General features: G+C 57.1%; 22 protein-coding genes and 1 tRNA gene. 18 read left to right on the top strand and 5 right to left on the bottom strand.

Annotation, left to right across the window (positions count from 1 at the left end):
* Positions 1-161: 161 nt before the first annotated feature.
* Entirely contained in the window at positions 162-926 is a 765-nt protein-coding gene (locus KP702_RS01035) for a DsbA family protein (RefSeq protein ID WP_167386101.1), read from the bottom strand.
* Between the two features lie 201 nt (positions 927-1127).
* On the opposite strand from KP702_RS01035, the gene KP702_RS01030 reads away from it, so the two are divergent.
* Positions 1128-2522, top strand: a complete 1395-nt coding sequence (locus KP702_RS01030) for a gamma-glutamyltransferase (RefSeq protein WP_202206320.1) — start codon at positions 1128-1130, stop codon at positions 2520-2522.
* Here the strand turns inward: KP702_RS01030 and fliP are convergent, their stop codons facing one another.
* Both fliP and KP702_RS01020 read right to left on the bottom strand, forming a co-directional pair.
* Positions 2523-3260, bottom strand: coding sequence for a flagellar type III secretion system pore protein FliP (gene fliP, locus KP702_RS01025; RefSeq protein WP_202206319.1), 738 nt, complete (start codon positions 3258-3260; stop codon positions 2523-2525).
* A complete protein-coding gene (locus KP702_RS01020) occupies positions 3257-3550 on the bottom strand; it encodes a flagellar biosynthetic protein FliO (RefSeq protein WP_202206318.1) in 294 nt (97 codons plus the stop codon). Before KP702_RS01020 ends, fliP begins: the two co-directional genes overlap by 4 nt.
* A gap of 206 nt (positions 3551-3756) precedes the next feature.
* Between KP702_RS01020 and flgB the strand changes: the two genes are divergently transcribed.
* The 7 genes from flgB to recA all read left to right on the top strand — a co-directional run bounded on the left by flgB (position 3757) and on the right by recA (position 8309).
* Positions 3757-4149 carry a flagellar basal body rod protein FlgB gene (gene flgB / locus KP702_RS01015; RefSeq protein ID WP_046900068.1) on the top strand — a complete coding sequence of 131 codons (393 nt, stop codon included), beginning with the start codon at positions 3757-3759 and terminating at the stop codon, positions 4147-4149.
* A gap of 13 nt (positions 4150-4162) precedes the next feature.
* The gene (gene flgC, locus KP702_RS01010; protein WP_046900069.1) at positions 4163-4570 is read left to right on the top strand and encodes a flagellar basal body rod protein FlgC; all 408 of its coding nucleotides are present in this window, start codon (positions 4163-4165) and stop codon (positions 4568-4570) included.
* Between the two features lie 3 nt (positions 4571-4573).
* On the top strand, positions 4574-4894 hold the full coding sequence (locus KP702_RS01005; protein WP_202206317.1) for a flagellar hook-basal body complex protein FliE: 321 nt from the start codon (positions 4574-4576) through the stop codon (positions 4892-4894).
* Between the two features lie 3 nt (positions 4895-4897).
* Positions 4898-5170: a flagellar biosynthetic protein FliQ gene (locus KP702_RS01000; protein WP_046900071.1), complete on the top strand. Its 273-nt coding sequence runs from the start codon at positions 4898-4900 to the stop codon at positions 5168-5170.
* Positions 5167-5994 (top strand): flagellar biosynthetic protein FliR, encoded by an 828-nt coding sequence (locus KP702_RS00995; protein ID WP_215768384.1) that lies wholly within the window; start codon positions 5167-5169, stop codon positions 5992-5994. Before KP702_RS01000 ends, KP702_RS00995 begins: the two co-directional genes overlap by 4 nt.
* A 3-nt stretch (positions 5995-5997) precedes the next feature.
* Positions 5998-7074 (top strand): flagellar biosynthesis protein FlhB, encoded by a 1077-nt coding sequence (locus KP702_RS00990; RefSeq protein ID WP_202206315.1) that lies wholly within the window; start codon positions 5998-6000, stop codon positions 7072-7074.
* A 197-nt stretch (positions 7075-7271) separates the two neighbouring features.
* Positions 7272-8309 (top strand): recombinase RecA, encoded by a 1038-nt coding sequence (recA, locus tag KP702_RS00985; RefSeq protein WP_202206314.1) that lies wholly within the window; start codon positions 7272-7274, stop codon positions 8307-8309.
* Between the two features lie 175 nt (positions 8310-8484).
* On the opposite strand, the gene KP702_RS00980 is transcribed toward recA, so the two are convergent.
* On the bottom strand, positions 8485-9474 hold the full coding sequence (locus tag KP702_RS00980) for a ferritin-like domain-containing protein (RefSeq protein ID WP_202206313.1): 990 nt from the start codon (positions 9472-9474) through the stop codon (positions 8485-8487).
* Between the two features lie 54 nt (positions 9475-9528).
* Complete coding sequence (locus KP702_RS00975) at positions 9529-10170, bottom strand: ATP-dependent Clp protease proteolytic subunit (protein WP_046900896.1); 642 nt, start codon at positions 10168-10170, stop codon at positions 9529-9531.
* A gap of 168 nt (positions 10171-10338) precedes the next feature.
* Between KP702_RS00975 and KP702_RS00970 the strand changes: the two genes are divergently transcribed.
* From KP702_RS00970 to KP702_RS00925, 10 genes are all read left to right on the top strand, one after another.
* Positions 10339-11337, top strand: a complete 999-nt coding sequence (locus KP702_RS00970; RefSeq protein ID WP_202206312.1) for a hypothetical protein — start codon at positions 10339-10341, stop codon at positions 11335-11337.
* Positions 11338-11435: 98 nt separating this feature from the next.
* A complete protein-coding gene (locus tag KP702_RS00965; protein ID WP_063904432.1) occupies positions 11436-12662 on the top strand; it encodes an LL-diaminopimelate aminotransferase in 1227 nt (408 codons plus the stop codon).
* Complete coding sequence (locus KP702_RS00960; RefSeq protein ID WP_202206311.1) at positions 12659-13948, top strand: homoserine dehydrogenase; 1290 nt, start codon at positions 12659-12661, stop codon at positions 13946-13948. Before KP702_RS00965 ends, KP702_RS00960 begins: the two co-directional genes overlap by 4 nt.
* Positions 13945-14946: a class II fructose-bisphosphatase gene (glpX, locus tag KP702_RS00955; protein ID WP_202206310.1), complete on the top strand. Its 1002-nt coding sequence runs from the start codon at positions 13945-13947 to the stop codon at positions 14944-14946. The genes KP702_RS00960 and glpX overlap by 4 nt, the downstream gene beginning before the upstream one ends.
* A gap of 10 nt (positions 14947-14956) precedes the next feature.
* Entirely contained in the window at positions 14957-16756 is a 1800-nt protein-coding gene (gene recJ / locus KP702_RS00950; protein WP_202206309.1) for a single-stranded-DNA-specific exonuclease RecJ, read from the top strand.
* A gap of 41 nt (positions 16757-16797) precedes the next feature.
* A tRNA-Glu gene (locus KP702_RS00945) sits at positions 16798-16873 on the top strand.
* A 91-nt stretch (positions 16874-16964) separates the two neighbouring features.
* On the top strand, positions 16965-18182 hold the full coding sequence (locus KP702_RS00940; protein ID WP_215768383.1) for a site-specific integrase: 1218 nt from the start codon (positions 16965-16967) through the stop codon (positions 18180-18182).
* Between the two features lie 28 nt (positions 18183-18210).
* Positions 18211-18375 carry a hypothetical protein gene (locus KP702_RS00935; RefSeq protein WP_167506379.1) on the top strand — a complete coding sequence of 55 codons (165 nt, stop codon included), beginning with the start codon at positions 18211-18213 and terminating at the stop codon, positions 18373-18375.
* A 125-nt stretch (positions 18376-18500) separates the two neighbouring features.
* Entirely contained in the window at positions 18501-18794 is a 294-nt protein-coding gene (locus KP702_RS00930) for a hypothetical protein (protein ID WP_252348482.1), read from the top strand.
* Positions 18795-19621: 827 nt separating this feature from the next.
* Complete coding sequence (locus tag KP702_RS00925; RefSeq protein ID WP_215768382.1) at positions 19622-20449, top strand: hypothetical protein; 828 nt, start codon at positions 19622-19624, stop codon at positions 20447-20449.
* The last annotated feature ends 136 nt before the right edge of the window (positions 20450-20585 follow it).

The following is a 20585-nucleotide window of genomic DNA, read 5'->3' as shown; positions in this document are numbered from 1 at the left end:
CAGTGGCGAAATTTTCGCCTTTCTACATGGAAGACGATCTTCACAAGAACGCCTCCATGCTCATATGGCACTCAATTACGGCACTAATTGGGATCCGAAATTTACGCTTTTCACATTCCCGGCGATGGCCCTTCCGGCACCTAAGAACTTCTCTTAAGAATTCAGGATTTTCTAGCCTGCTCCAGGAAGGCTTCCATCTGCTCTTCATTAAGAGCACCTGGAGCAACGGCAGCCGAACCGAAAATAAACGTCGGCGTCCCGTCAAGATTGATGGCACGGCCCTGATCCAGATTGGTCGTAATCAGAGCGACAGTTGCCGGCGAGCTCATATCTGCTTTCAGGCGATCGGCATCCAGACCGTTTGCCTTCGCAAGCTCCGTGATCCGTTCCATGGTCGGCTTGGTGGTATCTGCCATCAGAGCCTGACGCATCACGTCATATTTCCCCTGCGCGCTGGCAGCGAAGATGGCACGGCTATCGAGCACGCTGCCGCTCCCCAGCACTGGAATAACCTTTTCAACCAGACGGACATCTGGATGACGGGCCAGAAAACGATCAACTTCCGGCATCATGGCCCGGCAATACGAGCAGCGCGGATCAAAGAATTCCACCACGGTAATTTTTCCGTGCGGATTACCCCGAACAGCATAGTCGGGAGCCGTCTGTAGATCATGCAAATGCGTTTTGACAGCCTCAAGAGCCGAATCCTGCTTCTGCTGCTCCGCCTTCTCTCGCAGGGAGCGGATGGCATCCGTCAGAATGGAAGGATCTTCTTTCAGAGCCTGCCGAAGGATCTGAACCACTTCGGCACGCTGTGCAGGCGTAAAGTTTTCTGAGGGGCTTCCCGAAGCGGCCATCGCAGCATTCCCGTAGGAAGAAAGCGCAGCAAAAACGGCAAAAACCGTTGCGGACAGGCGATGTTTCACAGAAGGCTCCGGATTGCAGAAGACGCGGCACCGTAACTGTCCGCGGCCATTAATGAAAGACTGTCACAAAGAGAAGCGACCAAGACCTCTCCCACAACAGAGGGATTACCGTTATGACTGAGCAAACTGAATGTGAGGTCTCTTCCGAATGGGGTGCATCTCACTTGCCGGACCCGAGACCAGATAGTGGAGAAACGCCAGGTGGCGCACCGTCGAAACCAGATTTCCCTCCGCGGCTCCCGTAAGGCAGGCCGCGTGTCGTTCCACCTTCTGGCTTCGGTAGCCTCAGGGCTCCTGCTGACCGCCTGCTCAAGTATTCCTGGCTTCACGTCCCTCGTGGGCACAGCTCCCGCCCCGGCTCTCACAGGCAGCATCGGCACAGTGGTCGCTGACGAACCACAGGCAGCACTTGTTGGCCACGATGTTCTGGCACGCAAAGGCAATGCTGCAGACGCCGCCGTGGCCACAGCCATTGCCCTTGGTGTGACCCTTCCCTCCCGCGCGTCTCTGGGCGGTGGAGGCGCATGCCTCATATCCCAGCCCGGCGCCCCCGCGCAGAGCATCAGTTTCCTGCCCGCCGCTGGCAGCAGTGTGGGCGGCAATCGCCCGGCATCTACTCCCGCTACGCTTCGCGGCCTGTTCCTGATCCATCACCATTATGGCTCGGTTGAATTCAACGACCTGATCGCCCCCTCGATGAACCTTGCCAGCAACGGCATTACCGTCAGTCGCGCCCTCGCCTCCGATCTGGCAGTTGTGCGGACGGCCCTTCTGGCTGACGAGAATGCCCGCGCTATTTTCGGACGTGGCGAAGCAGGAACCTTGGCGTCTGGTGATAATCTGATCCAGCCTCGCCTGGCTGGCTTCCTGGAGCGTATCCGTTCGGCCGGCATTGGCGATCTGTATAATGGTGCCCTTGCAGACGTTTACAGTACGGCTGCTCAAAAAGCTGGTGGGGGTCTCAACACCAGTGACCTGCGGAAAACGCTCCCGGTCGAGACGGTCGCTCTCACCACACAGTCCAACGGCATCAGCGCTTCGTTCCTTGCACCACCCGCTGATGGTGGCCTTGGCGCAGCCATTCGCTATACAACCGGTTCATCAGCCCAAGGCGCTGTCAGCGCCTGGCGCGCTTCGGGCGCAACGGATATCGCTACCGCACAGGCAGCTCTGGATAACGGCAAGACAGGAGGTAGCGCTCTTCCTGCACTTCCCGCCTCCACATCCTTTGTCGTCACGGACCGTAATGGCATGGCCGTTGCTTGCAGCCTGAGCGAGAATAATCTGTTTGGAACAGGCCGTATCGCTGGCAGCACAGGCATCGTGCTTGGTGCATCTCCCGCCGCGACACCTCGCCCCCTCCTCGCAGCGGCAATTCTGAGAGACCGTCGCGGATTGAAGGCTGCGATTGCGGCATCTGGCCAGAATGACGCTGCGGATGCTGTGGGCGATGCGGCACGGGCCGCAACTCAGGGGGCAGAAATTGCCCATTCTGGCTCAGGTCGCGTCAATGCCGTGACATGCACAGGCGGCAATAACTGCCACGGAAACACTGATCCACGCGGCGCAGGCCTTGCCGCTGGAACGACGAACTGATCACCCGGTAAAACTTCTTACCAAGCTCCCCGCCACCAGCGACCAGCCATCAACGATCACAAAAAAGATCAGCTTGAATGGCAAAGACACTGTGCTGGGGGGGAGCATCATCATGCCAAGGCTCATCAAGACACTCGAAACAACGAGATCGATGACGAGGAATGGCAGATACAGCAGAAATCCCATTTCAAAACCGCGCCGCAGCTCTCCAATCATGAAAGCCGGCACAAGAACACGCCACGGTGTGTCCTCAATTTTTTGAGGCGGCTTTTCATGGGCAATGTCCAGAAAGGTTGAAATGTCTGCAGGCCGTGCCGTAGCGGCCATGAAATCATGAAAAGGCTGCGCAGACCGGCTTAGCCCTTCCATCTCACCAACCTGCCCCGCCATCATGGGAGCAACGCCTGTATCCCAGGATTTCTGAAGCGTAGGCTGCATCACAAATAACGTCAGAAAAAGCGCCAACCCGATCAGAACGGTGTTCGGCGGCGTGCCCTGCGCGCCGAGTGCGCTTCTCAGCAGCGACAACACAATCACGATCCGCGTAAAGGCTGTCACCATCACCAGAAGACTGGGGGCAAGCGACAAAACGGTGATGAGAGCACTAAGCTGCACCAGCCTGCTGGTCGTTCCAGCCCCGCCGGACTGCCCCAGATCAATACTGACGGCCTGACCATATGCCAAATGCGGGCACAACAGACAGAGCAGGAGCGCAAACAGGAGAAGGCAGGACTTCACGAAGCCTCCTCCAGTGCTGCAGCAAAACCGGTTCTGTCACCATGCCATTCCAGCAGCACATCCTGACTGCCACCAGTCAGTACCAGAACCTCACGGCTACCGTACCGTATGACTGAAAGTCGCCGGGTGCGATCCAAGGCCATCTGTCCCACAAGAGACAGCCCCGCACCGGACTTTCCATGCCCTCCCCGGCGCGAACTGACGAGCTTCAGCAAAGGCTTCAGACAGACAAGAAGCACAATTATGAACATCAACGCCGAACAGGCAGTCAAACCGTCATGTAAGGTCATGGCACCGTATTTCCTTCACTTTGGAAAAGAGTGCCGGATAAAGATTAATAGACGCCTAATAACTGCCGAAATTCTCCTCATCAGGACCCGGATTATTATCGGAGGCCGGAGAATCATGGATGGTATCAACCATTCATTAAGCACTTTCCGCCATGATCAACTCTATCGGGCCGAAACAGGGTTCTGCATGGAGGGAAACTGCAGCAATGCGCAACACGGACACCACAGCGACCAGTGGCACAAACCTGTTTGCCCTTGGTCAGGACCGTCTGAACTGGCTTCAGGCGCGTCAGCAGGTTCTTGCAGGTAACATCGCCAATGCAGATACCCCTGATTACACGCCCAAGGATGTCTCCCCTTTTGAAGCGGCATTAAGCCAGTTCGAGATCACGCCCACGGCGACGCAGCCTCAACATATAGGCTCATCAGCCTCCGTCACGCATGTGCAAGACGTTGAAACCGAGCAGTCTCTGGATGGCAACCAGGTTTCCCTCGATCAGCAGATGGAACAGGTGGCAGACGTGAGCGACCAGCAGCATCTCGCAGTCAATATCTACGGAAAATACATGAGCATGTTTCAGACAGTTCTCGGCAAATAAGGGGAGCTGACCCATGAACCTCTCCAACACCATCGGCATTTCTGCCAGCGGGATGGATGCTCAGGCCCAGCGCCTGCGGATTGTGGCCGAAAACCTTGCCAACCAAGACACGACAGGCTCCACACCCGGCGCGGATCCCTATCGACGAAAAACCATCACCTTCGCAGAACACGTGGACAACGACACTGATCGTTCCACCGTCGATGTGCAGGAAATCGGCCGGGACATGTCTGACTTCCAGACAAAGTATGACCCGTCTCATCCTGCGGCCAATGCACAGGGTTACGTAAAAATTTCCAACGTGGATTCAATGGTGGAGATGATGGACATGCGCGAAGCCGAACGCTCGTACGAAGCCAACCTCAACACCATGCAAAGCACCCGTACCATGCTGTCCCGCACACTGGACCTGTTGAAATAACTCATGATCACGTCCCTCTCCCAAGCGCATAGCGCATATGCCCAAAGCCTTCAGAGCCGCTTTCAGACAGGAGTGACGGACGACGTTCCTGATGGCACGGCTGCCTCAGGCGATTTTGGCTCTGTCATGTCGCAGGCGGTCAGCAGCGTCCTCAACACTGGCCATGACGCAGAAGCACAGTCTGCTGCCGGACTGCATGGCGGCGGGGACATGACCCAGATCGTCACAGCCGTATCCAACGCCCAGCTCGCGCTTCAGACGTCCACGGTCCTTCGAGACCGAATGGTGCAGGCGTACCAGGACGTTATGAAAATGACGATCTGACCAATGCAGGCAATCGATCTGGGCGCGATTCTGGAGCAGACCTTCATTGTCGCCCTCAAACTGAGCGCTCCGGCTCTCCTCACTGCGCTGGCCGTTGGTCTGTTGGTGTCACTCTTTCAAGCCGTCACGCAGCTGAATGAGAGCACATTGTCCTTTGTCCCCAAAGTGATCGCCATCGGTGTTGTCATGATGATGGCAGGCTCCTTCATGACGGCAACCCTGCTGACGTTCACCCGACATCTGTTTGATCAGCTCATTCTCGTCGGAACAACGTGACATCGTTTCCTTTTCCAACGGATCTGTCCGGACAGGTTCTGACAGAATGGGCCTTGGCGTTTGTGCTGGTTCTTTGCCGAACAGGTGCAACAGTCATGGTGATGCCAGGACTAGGGGAACAGTCACTCCCCATGATGATCAGAGCAGGAATTGCCCTGACACTTACCTTTCTGATCGTGCCGTTGGTCCTCCCTTTGCTGAACACCTCTCAGCTCGACACACTTGGCCCGATAGCTCTCGCAGGAATGATCTCTGCGGAGCTTTTCGCTGGCCTGCTGATCGGATGGATTGCACGCCTGATTACGATGGCGCTCCCTATTGCCGGTCAGATGATCGCCATGTTCATCGGTATTTCCAGCGTGCTCCAGCCAGACCCCGACCTTGGCTCCAGTAGCTCAGCGCCCGCTCGCTTCATGAATCTGCTCGCCCCTCTGATCCTGTTGATCACCGGTGCCTACCTTTTGCCAATACACGCAGTGATTGGCAGCTACGGCCTCATTCCACCGGGAGGGCCCCTCATGAATCATGCGGCAGTTCCGCACTGGCCCATTCTGGGAGATGCCGCTCGCAGTATTATTCAGATGACGGGCAAGGCTTTCACTCTTGGCCTGGAACTCAGTGCTCCATTTCTGATCCTGTCGCTTATCTGGGAAATGATGCTCGGCATCATGACGAGGCTGCTCCCCAATCTACAAATTTATAATGCCGCCAACCCTTTACAAATGTTGGGGGGCATTGCGCTCCTGGGGTTAACACTTCAGGCCATGCTGACAGTCTGGCAAGGACAGGCTTTTGATGTGCTCCGCGCACTGCCGGGGCTTTAACGCGTGGCAGACGCAGAAGACAGAACAGAAGCCCCTTCGCAACAAAGGCTCCAGAAAGCCCGAGACGACGGACAAATCGTTCTTTCTCGAGAAGCCATGAGCTTTACTGTCCTGCTCGGTGGCCTCCTGGGTATTTTCGCGCTTCTTCCGTTTTTGGTGCCCAACTTTGTGCACAGCATGAAAAGTCTCATGGCCAATGCCGGAACCATTTCGATGGTACAGGGCGACCTTCTTTCCACAACACAACACACCATCACCGCAGGGCTTGCACTCGCCCTTCCCGTAGCAGGGCTCATCACGGCACTCACGCTCGGTGTGGGCTTCCTGCAAACCGGCTTTCTGATTCATCCCGGATCATTGCTGCCCAAAATGTCCCGCGTTTCTCCTATGGGAGGTCTAAAGAGGATTCTGGGCGGCGACACCTTGCCGGATACGTGCAAAGCGCTCGTCAAACTGCTGATTTTCGTAACTGTACTCTGGCACTTGGCGAAAGGCATTATCCCTGACGCCCGGAGTATGACAGGCCTCAACGCAAGCGCCATTCTGACGACTGTTATTCGTCTGGGGCTCAGTGGCGCCACAGGCATGATTTTGGCTCAACTTGTGATTGCTGGAGGCGACATCTTCTGGATGCGATTTCGGCATACAGCCAAACTCAAAATGAGCCGGGAAGAGCTCAAGGAAGAATACCGAAATACTGAAGGCGACCCGCACGTTAAAGGAAAACTGAAAGCCATGCGCGCCAAGGTGGCCAGGCAGCGCATGATGGACGCCGTAAAAACCGCCACGGTCATTGTGACTAATCCAACGCACTATGCCGTCGCACTTGTTTATGAAAAGGGCGCATCAAGTGCCCCTAAGATCGTTGCCAAAGGTGTTGACGACGTAGCCGCGCGCATTCGAGAGCTAGCACAGGACCATCGCGTACCCATCGTAGCGAATCCTCCTTTGGCCCGCGCTCTTTATCCCTTGCCTCTCGAAAGTGAAATTCCGGCAGAGCACTTCAAGGTCGTGGCCGCAGTCATTGCTTATGTGTGGAAACTCAGAAGGCCAGCGGGCAACCATTCTCCGATCAGATAAAAAGAATCTTCTTTTTTCTAATGCTACCCCCTTGGCGAAGCCTCTTGTTCTCATGATATGGTGACCAGAACATTTGTGAACACGACACCTCAGAACACGATGAAATTCTCTCCGGTGAGAGGTGCCCTCCTATGCGGAGGGCGTGGCAAGGTCTATCGTGTTCCTACCCACCAGCCATGAACGATTACGAGGATTGAATGGACAAGACCAAGGCGCTTGAAGGCGCTCTCAGCCAGATCGAGCGTGCGTTCGGCAAAGGGTCGATCATGCGGATGGGCCAGCGCCCGAAAGAGCAGGCTGACGTCATTTCAACCGGTTCCCTAGGGCTTGATATCGCCCTCGGAATTGGCGGCATGCCCCGCGGCCGCGTTGTCGAGATTTATGGGCCGGAAAGCTCGGGCAAAACCACGCTGGCACTGCATGTTCTGGCTGAAGCACAGAAAAAGGGCGGTACGGTCGCCTTTATCGATGCGGAACATGCGCTTGACCCTGGATATGCCAAGAAGCTCGGCGTTAACGTCGATGACCTTCTGCTGAGCCAACCGGATGCCGGTGAGCAGGCGCTGGAAATCGTCGATACGCTGGTTCGTTCCGGCGCCATTGATGTTCTGGTTGTGGACTCAGTGGCCGCGCTGGTTCCGCGAGCAGAACTCGAAGGCGATATGGGCGACAGCCACGTCGGCCTTCATGCCCGCCTCATGAGCCAGGCCCTGCGCAAGCTGACCGGAACCGTCTCACGATCGAACACACTGGTCATCTTCCTGAACCAGATCCGCATGAAAATCGGCGTGATGTTTGGTAATCCGGAGACCACAACCGGCGGTAACGCACTGAAGTTCTACGCTTCCGTTCGTCTGGATATCCGACGCATCGGCTCCATCAAGGACAAGGATGAGGTCGTTGGAAACCAGACGCGCGTCAAAGTGGTCAAGAACAAGATGGCCCCGCCGTTCCGTCAGGTTGAGTTCGACATCATGTACGGTGAAGGCATCAGCAAGGTCGGTGAGCTTCTTGATCTGGGCGTGAAAGCGAACATCGTCGAGAAATCAGGCGCATGGTTCTCTTTCGATAGCCAGCGCATTGGTCAGGGACGTGAAAACGCCAAGCAGTTCCTGCGAGACCATCCTGAAATGGCGCAGGAAATCGAACGGCGTGTCCGTGCTGAAGCCGGGGTCGTGGCAGAAGCCATGATGACAGGCCCAGAGAGTGACGACGACGCATCAACTGCAGACTAATTTCCGCAAAAAGAGGCTCCAACAAGGGGCCTCTTTTTTTGACTTTTCGTCGAGGCGCAGAAGCCCGCACCTCATTGCCCCTTCCCCAACCACGAACGACCAAGCTTAATCAGGGTATAAAAAAAGGATCAGGCGAACCTGATCCTTTTACCGTGCCGAATTTCCAGAAATTATTTCAGGCAGCAGACTTCACGGGGCATAGCTTGCTGCGCAGACATGCCCATGTTTTTGCTCCCTTGATAATCGCTCTCGCAATGGCCGGAGTGGTTGTCGGCCGAAGCAACCGCGGATCATAGCCCGCAAAGCGGCGGTCATTCTCATCAAGGCAGAGCTGCATCAGGTCAGGAACATTGACGTCCATATTCGTCATGTCCTTGGCCCCAGTGACCGTGAAATTATTGTCCTGCGTGTGCTCTTCACCGCTTTCGTCGATGCTGCGCGCCAAGCCCATGCGCTCATACGCCAGGAAGATCCAGACGCCGATAACACGCGCTTCAAACCATGGACGCTTCCAAAACGGCATTGTTGCCCGATGCCAGGCCAGCCAGTTCGCAAACAGCAGAATATGGCGGCATTCTTCCTGCATCACAGGCTCAAATGTCTCGATCAGTTCCGGCGGGAAGAGTCCTGCACGCTCAGCCAAGGCAAAAAGGCCAAAGGCGAAGAAACTGTCCACACATTCAGAGAAGCCCGTCACCAGATAGGCCCATTCCGTGTCTTTCGGCTCCACATAGGGAGGCTCAGGCGCCATCGGAATTTTGTAGGCTTCAACCAGCTTGGTCAAAACTTCCTTATGGCGATTTTCTTCCCAGGCATTGCGGGACAGAGCGTCCTTCATGTCCGGGTCATCAATCATCGCCGCATAGGCGGCCATACGGAGGCGTGCCTTGCCTTCAGTCTGAACAGCGATATCCCAGATTGGCAGGGACGTAATGCGGTGCAGCGTTTCCGGATCAAGTTCCGGCCAGTCAATGACCGAAGGCTTGTATGGATTGAACGTGTCGCGGAACATCTGCGCGACAGCCTTCTTGTGCTCTTCCGTTCCCGGCTTGAGAGGCCCCTTGATTGGGCTGCTCCAGTGGCGCGCTTCATAATCGACGCGCTCAAGCGTCTTCTCCGACGGTGCGTCGGGAAGGTGGGAATAGATTTCGGCCAGGCTTTTCATGATAGTCTTCGCGGCGTGCCCTGCGGCACGCCGTGCCCCTTGGAGCTTGTAGTTTTACTTCAGGTCGGTCGCGGAGTGGATGATACGGTGAACAAGCCCGTAGTCGATCGCTTCCTTCGCGGACATCCAGTAGTTGCGGTCCGTATCCTTGGCGACCTTCTCGTATGTCTGTCCCGTTTCCTTGGCGAAAATCCGGTTCAGACGCTCACGCATCTTGATGATCTCACGGGCTTCAATGTCGATATCCGTTGCCGGACCGCGCACACCGCCCATCGGCTGATGAAGCAGGAACCGCGTATTTGGCAGGCAAACGCGACGCTCCGGGCGGCCCGCTGCATAAATCAGCGCACCTGCGGAGGCGACCCAGCCAGTACCAATCATATTGATGGGCGCAATCGAATCCACGAAGCGGATCATGTCATGGATGGTGTCGCCACTCTCCACATGTCCACCCGGGGAATTCACATAGACGTCGATCGGCTTGTCGGACGAACCGGCCAGCGCCAGAAGGCGCCCCGTCACGTCACGGGCGATCTTGTCGTTGATCCCACCAAAGATCAGAACCTTGCGCTGGTCGAACAGGCGGCTTTCGAGTTCGCTGATCGGGCTGTTCAGCGTCTTGTTGTCGTCTTCCGGGGCCTCTGGGGCATCGGGCTCGTCGTCCAGACGGGTAAGGGTCATTCTGGTGATGTCCATGTCGTTTCCAGATCCATCGTGCGTCTTCATCCCCCTATCCTGCTCTTCGTTTGCCTTCATGCCAAGTCCGGGAAAGACGAAGTCTCGCCATCCCGATCACGAACGGCTAGTCTCCGCCCTGTTCAGAGATTTGGCGAAGGCAGGAACGGCACAGTGGGTTCAGGGAACATGACGCATCCCGGGAGAGCGGTAACGCGCAGAAATACGGGAAAGATCCCGTTCATGCTGCTGCTGGCCACTCCCCTCTTTGCCGGCTGCCAGCATCAGGACCCCGTCGACGTACCAGCGGGGTGGTGGCATAGCTTCGAAGGTGGAGAAATTGCCAAGCTGCGTCCGCCTCCGCCGGGCCAGAACGAGCCCTACCCGCATGTAGGGCGCACCCCCACGAAACTGCCGGAGATGCCGTCCCCGGAAGCGCGCATCAACCTCACGATGCAGCTGGAAGCCCAGCGCAATCTTGCCCAGCGTGAAACCGCAGCACGTGGCACATTGCCGGTAGCGCCGCCGCCGCCTCCCCGGACAGCCCCTTCAGCCGTTAATCCAACGGGCACGGACTCAGACGAACAAAACAGCCTGACCATGACCTCTGCCGGCCAGCCCGCTCAGGATGCTGCCGCAACAGATACGGCGACGAGCGCGCCCGTAATGCCCGCCAAGGCGCCCGCACCGGTGAAGACTGTAAAGTCTGAGCAGCCAGAAGCAGAGCTTCCTCCCGTCATCGCCAAATCGATCCCGCCAACACCTCCGGGAGAATATCCGCAGATTGGCGCATTACCGCCACCGCCGCCTCAGTTCCCTGGCTTTGACATTCCGATGGACGCCAATCTGAGCGGCCCGCTTCGCCCGGATATTGACAGCTCCACGCCCGAAGGAACGCTGATCCGCTTTCAGCCTTCCACAGATCATGTAGTGGGCGACCCGTCTGGAGATTACCAGCGTCTGCTGTCCCATCGTGGCAAACAGAAAGTAACGATTCTTGGCTTTGGGGCAGCCATGAGTGCGGATGCAGGGCTTTCCGCCGCAGATCAGGCAAGAGAAATCTCTCTGGGCCTTCTGCGTGCCCGGACCGTAGCTGATGCTCTTGTCAAAAGAGGTGTTCCGGCATCTGACATCAGCATTCATGCGGAAGCCATTGGGGACGGTGTGCGCGTACGGATTGGGGGCTGAGCCCCTCCCTGTGCTGCGGGACCGTAAAGGACTGTTCCTCTTACGGAAAAACCTGTCTATCGTGCCTCCTCCCTTAATCTTCTCACCTTGAGCTGGTCATGACCGAAGAGTTCCACCGCATCCGCCGCCTGCCGCCCTACGTGTTCGCTGAAGTGAACAAGGCCAAGGCTGCCGCGCGAGCGGCCGGTGAGGACATTATCGACCTCGGCATGGGCAATCCGGACAGTGCTCCGCCGGCTCACGTCGTGCAGAAGCTGGTCGAAACCGTGGGTGATCCGCGCGCGCACGGCTATTCTGTGAGCCGCGGTATTCCCGGTCTGCGCCGCGCCATGGCGAACTATTATGAGCGCCGCTTCAACGTCTCCGTCGACCCGGAGACGGAAGTCATCGCAACGCTGGGATCCAAGGAAGGTCTGGCCAATCTGGCCGCCGCCATCACCAGCCCCGGTGACACGATCCTCGTGCCGAACCCCTCCTACCCTATCCATCAGTTCGGGTTCATCATCGCAGGCGCGTCCGTGCGCTCCATTCCGGCCACACCAGATGAGGACATGCTGCGTGCGCTGGACCGCGCCGTGCGCCACTCCGTTCCGAAGCCGACTGCGCTGATCGTCAACTTCCCGTCCAACCCGACGGCATTCGTCGCCAATCTCGATTTCTACAAGGAAATCGTAGCCTTCGCGCGGCGGGAAAACATCTGGATCCTGTCGGACCTCGCTTACAGCGAGATCTATTTCAACGCAGATGAGCCACCGCCATCCCTGCTGGCCGTGCCGGGCGCAAAGGACGTGGCCGTGGAGTTCACCTCCATGTCCAAGACATATTCCATGGCGGGCTGGCGCATGGGCTTTGCCGTTGGCAACCCAAAGCTGATTCAGGCCCTGACACGCATTAAATCCTATCTGGACTACGGTGCTTTCACGCCAATTCAGGTGGCCTCGGTTGCGGCTCTGAATGGCCCGCAGGATTACGTGTCGGACATCCGCGCCATGTATAAGGATCGCCGGGATGTTCTGCTGCGTGGCCTGAGCGCTGCTGGCTGGGACGTTCCTGCCCCCGCCGGATCCATGTTCGCATGGGCCCCTATTCCCCCCGCTTTCGCTGACATGGGGAGCGTGGAATTTTCCAAGCTCCTGCTGAAAGAAGCTGGCGTGGCCGTCGCACCCGGTCTGGGCTTTGGCGAATATGGCGAAGGGTTCGTCCGGATCGGACTTGTCGAAAATACTCAGCGGCTGCGTCAGGCGACGCGGGCCATCAAGAGCTTCATGAGCCGGCACGGTGCCGGCGCATCGACCGCTGACCTTCTTGGAGCTGCACAATCGTGAAACCACTGCGGATCGGACTGGCCGGACTAGGGACTGTCGGTGTCGGCGTCATTCGTCTCCTGCGGGAGAACGCTGAAACGATTACCGCCCGCGCTGGCCGCCCGATCGAGGTTGTGGCGGTTACAGCACGCAGCAAAAGCAAGGATCGCGGCGTCGACCTGTCTGCCACCCGCTGGCATGACAACGCCGTATCCGTTGCTCAGGACCCGGAGATTGACGTTGTTGTCGAACTGATCGGCGGCTCTGAAGGTCCGGCGCGCGATATGGTGGAAACAGCCCTGACGCGTGGTCTGCCTGTCGTGACCGCCAACAAGGCGCTCGTGGCCCTGCATTGCTCCACACTGACACGCCTTTCAGCCGAAAATAATGCGCCTCTGCTGTTTGAAGCCGCTGTTGCTGGCGGCATCCCCGCCATCAAACTTGTGCGTGAAGGTCTGGCTGCAGATCGTCTCCACAGCGTGGGCGGCATCCTGAATGGCACCTGCAACTATATCCTCACGGAAATGCGCACGACTGGCCGGGATTTCGGAGATGTTCTGACCGAAGCTCAGGCCAAGGGCTATGCGGAGGCTGAGCCTTCCACGGATGTGGACGGCTGGGACACGGCTCACAAACTGGCCATCCTCACAGGCATCGCGTTTCAACCCATCGAATTCGACACCCTTCCTGTCCATGGTATCCGAGATGTGACAGCTGCGGATCTGACGTTCGCCAACGAACTGGGATACCGTATCAAACTGCTCGGCATGGCTCGTGCCAGCAAAGACAGCGGGATCGAGGCGTGGGTTCGCCCATGTCTGGTCCCCGCCAAGGCAGCCATCGCCGCCGTGGAAGGGGTATTCAATGCCGTCACCACACAAGGCCCGTTCAGTGGTCCTATCACCATTTCCGGTCGTGGAGCGGGCGAAGGCCCGACAGCCAGTGCCGTGGTAGCAGACCTGATCGATCTGGCCCGTGGTGCAGACCTTCCGGTCTGGGGCGTTCGAAATACACCAGCCCCCGTTGCCTGCACCAGCCTCGGGGAACTGAAGAGCGCCTTCTATATTCGTCTGGATGTGGAAGATCGCTCGGGTGTCATGGCTGATCTGACATCGGTTCTCCGGGACCATGATGTTTCCGTGCACTTTGTCTCGCAACATGATGCTGCAGCGGGACGTGCATATCTGGCCCTGGTGACTCATCAGGCCCCAGAAAAGGCTATTTCTGCAGCTATCACAGCACTTTCCGCGCTCCCTGTTGTTAAGGGAGCTCCCCTGGTGCTCAAGATCGAGGATTCTCTCCAGTGATCGATCCTACAAATGTTCTTCCCTACCGCGTAACTGACCGCAACCTGGCGCTGGAGCTTGTCCGCGTCACGGAAGCGGCCGCCATTGCCTCTGACCGCTGGACAGGCCGCGGCCTGAAGAACGACGCCGATGGTGCGGCTGTTCAGGCCATGCGCGCCGCCTTTGATACGGTCGCCATTGATGGCGTCGTCACCATTGGTGAAGGCGAAATGGACGAAGCGCCGATGCTTTACATCGGTGAGAAGGTCGGCTCCGGCGGCCCAGCCATGGACATCGCGGTCGATCCGCTTGAGGGCACGAACCTGTGCGCCAAGAGCCTGCCGAATGCCATTACGGTGGTCGCCCTCGCCGAGCGCGGCAAGTTCCTGCACGCCCCGGACATCTACATGGAAAAGATTGTCGTCGGCCCGGACCTGCCGGACGATGTCGTCAATCTGGACTCTTCCATCGAAGAAAACCTGCGCAACCTGGCAAAGGCCAAGAAACGTGATGTTTCTGACCTCGTGCTCTGTACGCTGGACCGCGAACGCCATGAAGAACTGATTGCCCGTGCCCGTCAGGCTGGTGCCCGCGTTCAGCTTCTCAGCGATGGTGACGTTGCTGCGGCTATCGCAACCTGCATCGATGGCGGCGGCGTAGATCTTTACGCAGGTTCCGGCGGTGCTCCTGAAGGTGTTCTCGCAGCAGCCGCAATCCGTTGCATGAATGGTCAGATGCAGGGCCGTCTGCTGTTCGAAGACGATGCACAGCGTGAACGCGCCCGCGAAATGGCTGACGGCAAAGACCCCACGCGCCTTCTTGGTCTGCACGACATGGCCGCCGGTCACGTTTTGTTTAGCGCTACAGGCGTCACCACCGGCTCTCTGCTGAAGGGGGTGGAACGGATCAGCCCAACCCGCGCCAAGACGCATTCGATTGTCATGCGTTCAAAATCAGGCACAGTTCGCTATATTGAAAGCCATCACGACTTCAGTCTGAAGACAAATCGACCATCCTGAATGGAGTAGCATGTTAGAAGACGATACGGGCCTGGTCCTCGGCGTATCCCGCAGCGCAGGCAACCGTCGGTGGATCTGGCGTGATCCACGTTTGGCAGAGGCGGATAACCGCCTTGCCCTTGGAATGGCTCAAAGAGCAGCCATTCCGGAACTTCTGGCCCGTATCCTGACTGCCCGTGGTGTTACAGCCACGGAAGCAGCCTCCTTTCTGGACCCGCGCCTGCGGGATCTCATGCCTGACCCTTCCTGTCTGCAGGATATGGACAAAGCTGCCGACCGGCTTGCTCGGGCTGTCCGCAACCATGAACATATCGGCCTCTTCGGCGACTACGACGTGGATGGCGCCTGCGGCACTGCACTGGTTTGTGATACTCTCCGGGAACTTGGCTGCACCGTCAGCACCCATATCCCAGACCGCATGACCGAGGGCTACGGCCCCAACACACCAGCCCTCGAAAAACTGGTTTCCGAAGGCGCAACCCTGCTCGTCTGCATCGATTGCGGCACTGCTGCGATCGACATTCTGAACGGCTTTCACGGCCAAACGGACGTCATTGTGCTTGATCATCACAAGCCGGATGGTTCGATCCTGCCGAAGGGCATTGTCGTCAACCCGAACCGCCTCGACTGCACCTCTGGTCTTGGCGCAATCTGCGCAACGGCCGTCGCTTTCCTGACCATGGTCGCCACAGTACGTCTTCTTCGACGAGATGGCTGGTTTACGGATGGACGCGTTGCCCCTGACCTTCTTAAGCGCCTTGATCTCGCGGCCCTTGCCACGATCTGTGACGTCATGCCTCTCACCGGGCTGAACCGTGCACTCGTCATGCAGGGTTTGCGCGTCATGGCGCGAGGAGAGCGCTTGGGACTAGCCACCCTTTCTTCTGTGGCAGGCGTGAAGGAAGAAGCCAGCGCGATGGCTTGTGGCTTCGCTTTGGGGCCACGCATCAACGCGGGAGGCCGTATTGCCAAGGCCAATCTTGGCTTGCGACTTCTACTCTCCGAAGACGTCGTGGAAGCTCGTGCTCTTGCGGATGAGCTGGATAACGTGAACCGGCAACGTCAGAGCGTCGAGGCTGGCATTCTTGCCCAGGCTATGGAACAGGCTGAACAGCAGATCGAAGCCAATCATGCGGTGATCTTCCTGCATGGTGAAACCTGGCATCCGGGTGTTGTGGGAATTGTCGCGGGACGGCTGAAGGAGCGATTCAATCGTCCGGCTTTGGTCGGCGCTCTCGCGGACGGGATTATCAAAGGATCTGCCCGCTCTGTTCCTGGACTGGATATCGGTGCCGCAATCATCGCGGCCAGACAGTCCGGGCTTCTTCTGACGGGTGGTGGCCATGCCATGGCTGCCGGCTTCTCGCTGGAAGCAGGCAATGCGGCCACTTTCCATGAATTGCTGGACAACACGCTTTCCGAAGCCCGCGCTCTTCCGGTTCAGGACGCATTACGGATCGATGGCCTCACCACACTCAGAGGCGCTTCGCTTGAAGTCGCTGCTCAGCTTGCGCGGTTGGCTCCCTTCGGACCCGGCAATGAAGAGCCCGTTCTGGCAATCAGCAATGTGCGATGCGTCAAGACTGATCGCATTGGCAAGGACGGAAACACCCTGCGCGTGATGTTCCAGGGTGAAGACGGCGGGACACGCCTGAAGGCACTTGTCTTCCGTGCGGGGGACAAACCATTTGTCCCCTTGCTTGAAGATCGGACGATGCCGCTGTTGCATCTGGCAGGGCATTTGAGGGTGGAAACCTGGCAGGAACGACAAAATCTAACTTTTTTCATTTCTGACGTTTCAAGTGCTTGACGGCACAAATGAACCCCCTTATACACCCGCTCACGCCTCCAGTCCCGTTCGTCTAGAGGCCTAGGACACTGCCCTTTCACGGCGGCAACACGGGTTCGAATCCCGTACGGGACACCAAATTTTTTTGGTAATGATATCAGCAATTTAGAGCTGTATCGGGCGCCAAAACAAAAAAATTAAGTAGCGATTTTGGACCAATTCTGGACCAATGACGATTCCGTCCCCTTTCGGAGTTCGTCTCATGGCCCGCATAAAGTCCGCCGAAAATGCTAAAGATCCCGCCACGGGACGTCCGCTGCCCGATGGTGTGAGTTGCCGGGGGCCAAAGCAATACAGGGCCCGCAAGCTGGTCAACGGCCAGCGGATCATCAGAACATTTGACACCGCCCGCCTCGCCCGCGCCTGGCTCGAGGAAACCTCGGTCAAAGTGCGTGAAGGGCGTCATATCGACGTCCGGGCCTTGGACGGTCTCGTGCTTAGAACCCTGATTGAGCGCTACCGTGACGAATGCATGGCTCACCGCGACGCTGACCGGACAGGCCATATCCCGGCACTGCTTCGCGATCCCATCGCAGACCTGAAGCTCTCTCGCCTGACGGTTCCAGCGGTTCGAGGCTTTCGCGACCGGCAGGGCAAGGATCTGGCTGCTGCGACAGTCGTCAAGCGGCTCAACCTCCTGGCCTCCATTCTCAATCATGCCATGAGCGAATGGGATGTCCCGCTCTCGCTGAACCCGGCTTCGGGACGCATGATCAAGCGGCCGACAGGCGCCGATCGCAAGCGCAACCGACGACTGCAGGAAGACGCTCCGGAGAGCCCAACGAGCCCCATTCCTCCCAACACGACAGAAGCCAGCGAATATGACCGCCTGCTTGCCGCAGTGGCGTCCGAAAGCCATCCGGATGACGTCTGGTTTGTGAAATGGGCCATTGAGCAGGCCACGCGATTAGGCGAAGCCGCGTCCCTGCGCTGGCGCGATGTCAATCTTGTGGCGCGAACAATTTCGCTCCGACACACCAAGACCCTGCATCTTGCCGAGGAAATGGGCCCGGAACTGCGCCCGCTGATGCCCGGGGCACGAGCGCTGCTCTACGACAAGCTGAACACGCTTCCTGCTTCCCCTGATCCGGATGACCTGATCTTCCAGATCGGCGATGAACGCGCTTTTTCAGTACGATACGGTCGGCGTGTTAAGAAAGCAGGGCTCGCCGATCTGACGTTTCACGATCTCCGTCATGAAGCCACCAGCCGTCTTGCCAGATTTTTCCCCAATCCTTTGGACCTGTGCAGGGTCACCGGGCATCGCGATCTCAAAAGTCTGGACCGCTACTACCAGCCCGTATTGACAACCCTTGCTGAGGATGCGGAAGAGCGCGCCCGTGTACTTGGCTTCATTTATGACAGCGATGAAAGCGCGGCCAGGTAAATCCGGCCCACAGGATACATATGTGAGCATGACAAAACCCGCATTGAAATATTTTGTTATAATTCTTGCTGCTGCGGAAATTCTCTCTGCCCAGAAACTGAAAACGCCCCGCAAAAATAATATTCGTAACGAAAGCGGAAATACTTCCTTCGGTTTCCTGTTGAATTTTACTGGATACTTCCGACTATCCTGAATGCGGCACAGGGAAGCAGTGAGGACGGACGTGTGGATCACCGGAATAACGGCAGCGCCTGCGAGGTCATGACTTCGAGAGAAGCGGCGGAATATCTACGAATATCATACGATGCCTTTCGCACAATGCGATCCCGCGGCCAGGGGCCGACCGTCTTTATTGCGATCGGTCGACGGCTTCGCTTTCGCAAACAAGATCTGGACGCTTTTCTGGCATCGCACGTTCAGCGCAACACCCCTGTACCGGACATGAATAACTCTGCTGCAGCTGACCTGCATGGTCTTGCGGTCAGGCGTAAAAGAGGTCGCCCGCGAGCGACAGGCCAGATCGTGGTCATGCCGGCGTCTGTTTATGTAAATGCCGGTATTCTGCTCGTTTTGGCTATTGCCGGGCGCATTATCAGTCTTTTGTTTTCCTGAAAAGCCAGTGCTGACCTCGGAAAGAGTGAACTTCAGTCATGAGCGTCTGCAAAACTATGAGCCATGTAAACAGTAACCCTTTGGACGTCCTCCCGCACTGGCACATAAAGACGCCTCACATCCTGCAGGAAGCTGTCTCAGAAATCGGAAATTTTGAACCGGCTCAACGCATCATCGCTGAAACGCTGTTGCCTCGATTTCCGCGCTGGACAGAGACATGTAGCGCATTCAGCGAGCAGGATAACCGCGTTCCGCTTCCTGTTGCAGTTCATCAGAACTACCTGTGTGCGAATACACGGCAAGCGCGCAATATTTTGATCTGCCTTCTCAACCCGGGCTGGGAGACGCGCCTTGACTTGCTCCCGATCTCTGTCCGCCCCTGGATCATAAGAGATCGCATGACCGGAAAGGTTTTTGCAGTCCTATGGCTTGAGGATCCCGTCATTTTAGGAAAAGGGGCCAGAAAGGCACCGCAGCGTTACGCTGACCTCGCGGAAAGCCTGATAGGAAAATTTTTAGGAGCAACACCTCAGCCCTCGGAAACACTCATCCCTGCGCCCTGGGGGACACATATCGAGACTACGTCAGGAACTACACCGGTCGATCTGCATTTTCTCAATTGTGCATTACTGAAGCTTCTTGCAAAGCAGCCCACCATTAATGAACCTCTCGACGAGGGTTTGTCGATTCCCGAGCGAAACAGGCTGCTTTTTGACATCGTGCGTCTACGGTTTCGGAAAGCCACACCTCTTGAGACCATTTTACGCTTTGCCTACCAGACCAACGCTCGTTTCACGTCTCCCCTGAAGCGCCTGAATGTCCGTGAGATGTGCGAGCGTATTCAGGCCTATCGGGTAATCCAGGCCGAGAAGGATGCTCGCGACAGTATTCCGGGCCGGGAGCGACAGGCGGCAGCAGGACGAGAAAGTGCACGGCGCAGATCCGAAAGTTTTATTAAGCTGCTCGTCGACACCGTCCGCGTGTGGCCAGCAGGGAAGAAGATCACACAGACGGCTCTGGCCGAAAAAACCGGAGTCAGCGAGCGTACGGTCCGGAAATATTGGCGGTCAATACCATGTCTTACGGCGGACTCAACCGGCAAGACGCTTTGTCCATCTGGTAGTAATCCTGAAAAAGATAAGAATCTTTATAATGCGCCTCTCACTGCTCACATTTTTTGCCGCGAAACAGAGGTGAGGGATTGCTTGTATTATAAAGCACACTTCGCCAGTCAAAACCGGCGAGGCGCGCAGCCGGAAATGCCGCGCACTCCGGATTCTGGCTGGGATAATCCGGAAATTGCGATGGCGTATCGGGCGTCGGAACTAGCTTATGAAGATGCCTTACGGCGCGCGAGGGCCAGAACAAATGCTCACAGTCGCAAAAAGCTGAAGCACCAGTTGGGCATCGCGGGCGTCCAAGGAAACAAGGCGAAATTACAGGAAGCGATTGCCTTGGCGCGAATGAAATTCGAGGATCTACGCCAGATCCGAGAGACTTTGATTTCTCAATCAGCTTTTTTCAAATACCTTGATTATATTGAATTTCGGTCAATTTATGCACTTCGGCAGGCATACCGACGCGGGGCCGTTGCTAGAGCGATGTGCGAAAGCAGAATGGCCACAGCGACGTGCAGGAATGAATGCCATTCCTGAATGTCGAAAAGGGTATTTATTCACTTTTGGGCAGACTGGTTTGCAAGCCTGAGAATTCGAACAAGGTTGAAACTCTCCGACACAGTCGCTGACAGACAGTATCGTCGAGCAGGCTGCGGAAGGCCTGATCTGACAG

Origin of the sequence: Gluconobacter sp. P5B12 (assembly GCF_018812035.1) — a bacterium.
GTDB lineage: Bacteria > Pseudomonadota > Alphaproteobacteria > Acetobacterales > Acetobacteraceae > Gluconobacter.
The sequence above is the reverse complement of the archived record's forward strand: the minus strand, read 5'-3'. Positions and strand labels throughout refer to the sequence as shown.

Coding starts and splice junctions, on each gene's coding strand:
- recA (WP_202206314.1), top strand. CDS start 7,272: ATGGACAAGACCAAGGCGCTTGAAGGCGCTCTCAGCCAGATCGAGCGT.
- KP702_RS00980 (WP_202206313.1), bottom strand. CDS start 9,474: ATGAAAAGCCTGGCCGAAATCTATTCCCACCTTCCCGACGCACCGTCG.
- KP702_RS00970 (WP_202206312.1), top strand. CDS start 10,339: ATGACGCATCCCGGGAGAGCGGTAACGCGCAGAAATACGGGAAAGATC.
- KP702_RS00930 (WP_252348482.1), top strand. CDS start 18,501: ATGCGATCCCGCGGCCAGGGGCCGACCGTCTTTATTGCGATCGGTCGA.
- KP702_RS01005 (WP_202206317.1), top strand. CDS start 4,574: ATGATCACGTCCCTCTCCCAAGCGCATAGCGCATATGCCCAAAGCCTT.
- flgB (WP_046900068.1), top strand. CDS start 3,757: ATGCGCAACACGGACACCACAGCGACCAGTGGCACAAACCTGTTTGCC.
- KP702_RS01020 (WP_202206318.1), bottom strand. CDS start 3,550: ATGACCTTACATGACGGTTTGACTGCCTGTTCGGCGTTGATGTTCATA.
- KP702_RS00965 (WP_063904432.1), top strand. CDS start 11,436: ATGACCGAAGAGTTCCACCGCATCCGCCGCCTGCCGCCCTACGTGTTC.
- KP702_RS00925 (WP_215768382.1), top strand. CDS start 19,622: ATGTGCGAGCGTATTCAGGCCTATCGGGTAATCCAGGCCGAGAAGGAT.
- flgC (WP_046900069.1), top strand. CDS start 4,163: ATGAACCTCTCCAACACCATCGGCATTTCTGCCAGCGGGATGGATGCT.
- KP702_RS01000 (WP_046900071.1), top strand. CDS start 4,898: ATGCAGGCAATCGATCTGGGCGCGATTCTGGAGCAGACCTTCATTGTC.
- KP702_RS00975 (WP_046900896.1), bottom strand. CDS start 10,170: ATGGACATCACCAGAATGACCCTTACCCGTCTGGACGACGAGCCCGAT.
- KP702_RS00935 (WP_167506379.1), top strand. CDS start 18,211: ATGACAAAACCCGCATTGAAATATTTTGTTATAATTCTTGCTGCTGCG.
- recJ (WP_202206309.1), top strand. CDS start 14,957: ATGTTAGAAGACGATACGGGCCTGGTCCTCGGCGTATCCCGCAGCGCA.
- KP702_RS00940 (WP_215768383.1), top strand. CDS start 16,965: ATGACGATTCCGTCCCCTTTCGGAGTTCGTCTCATGGCCCGCATAAAG.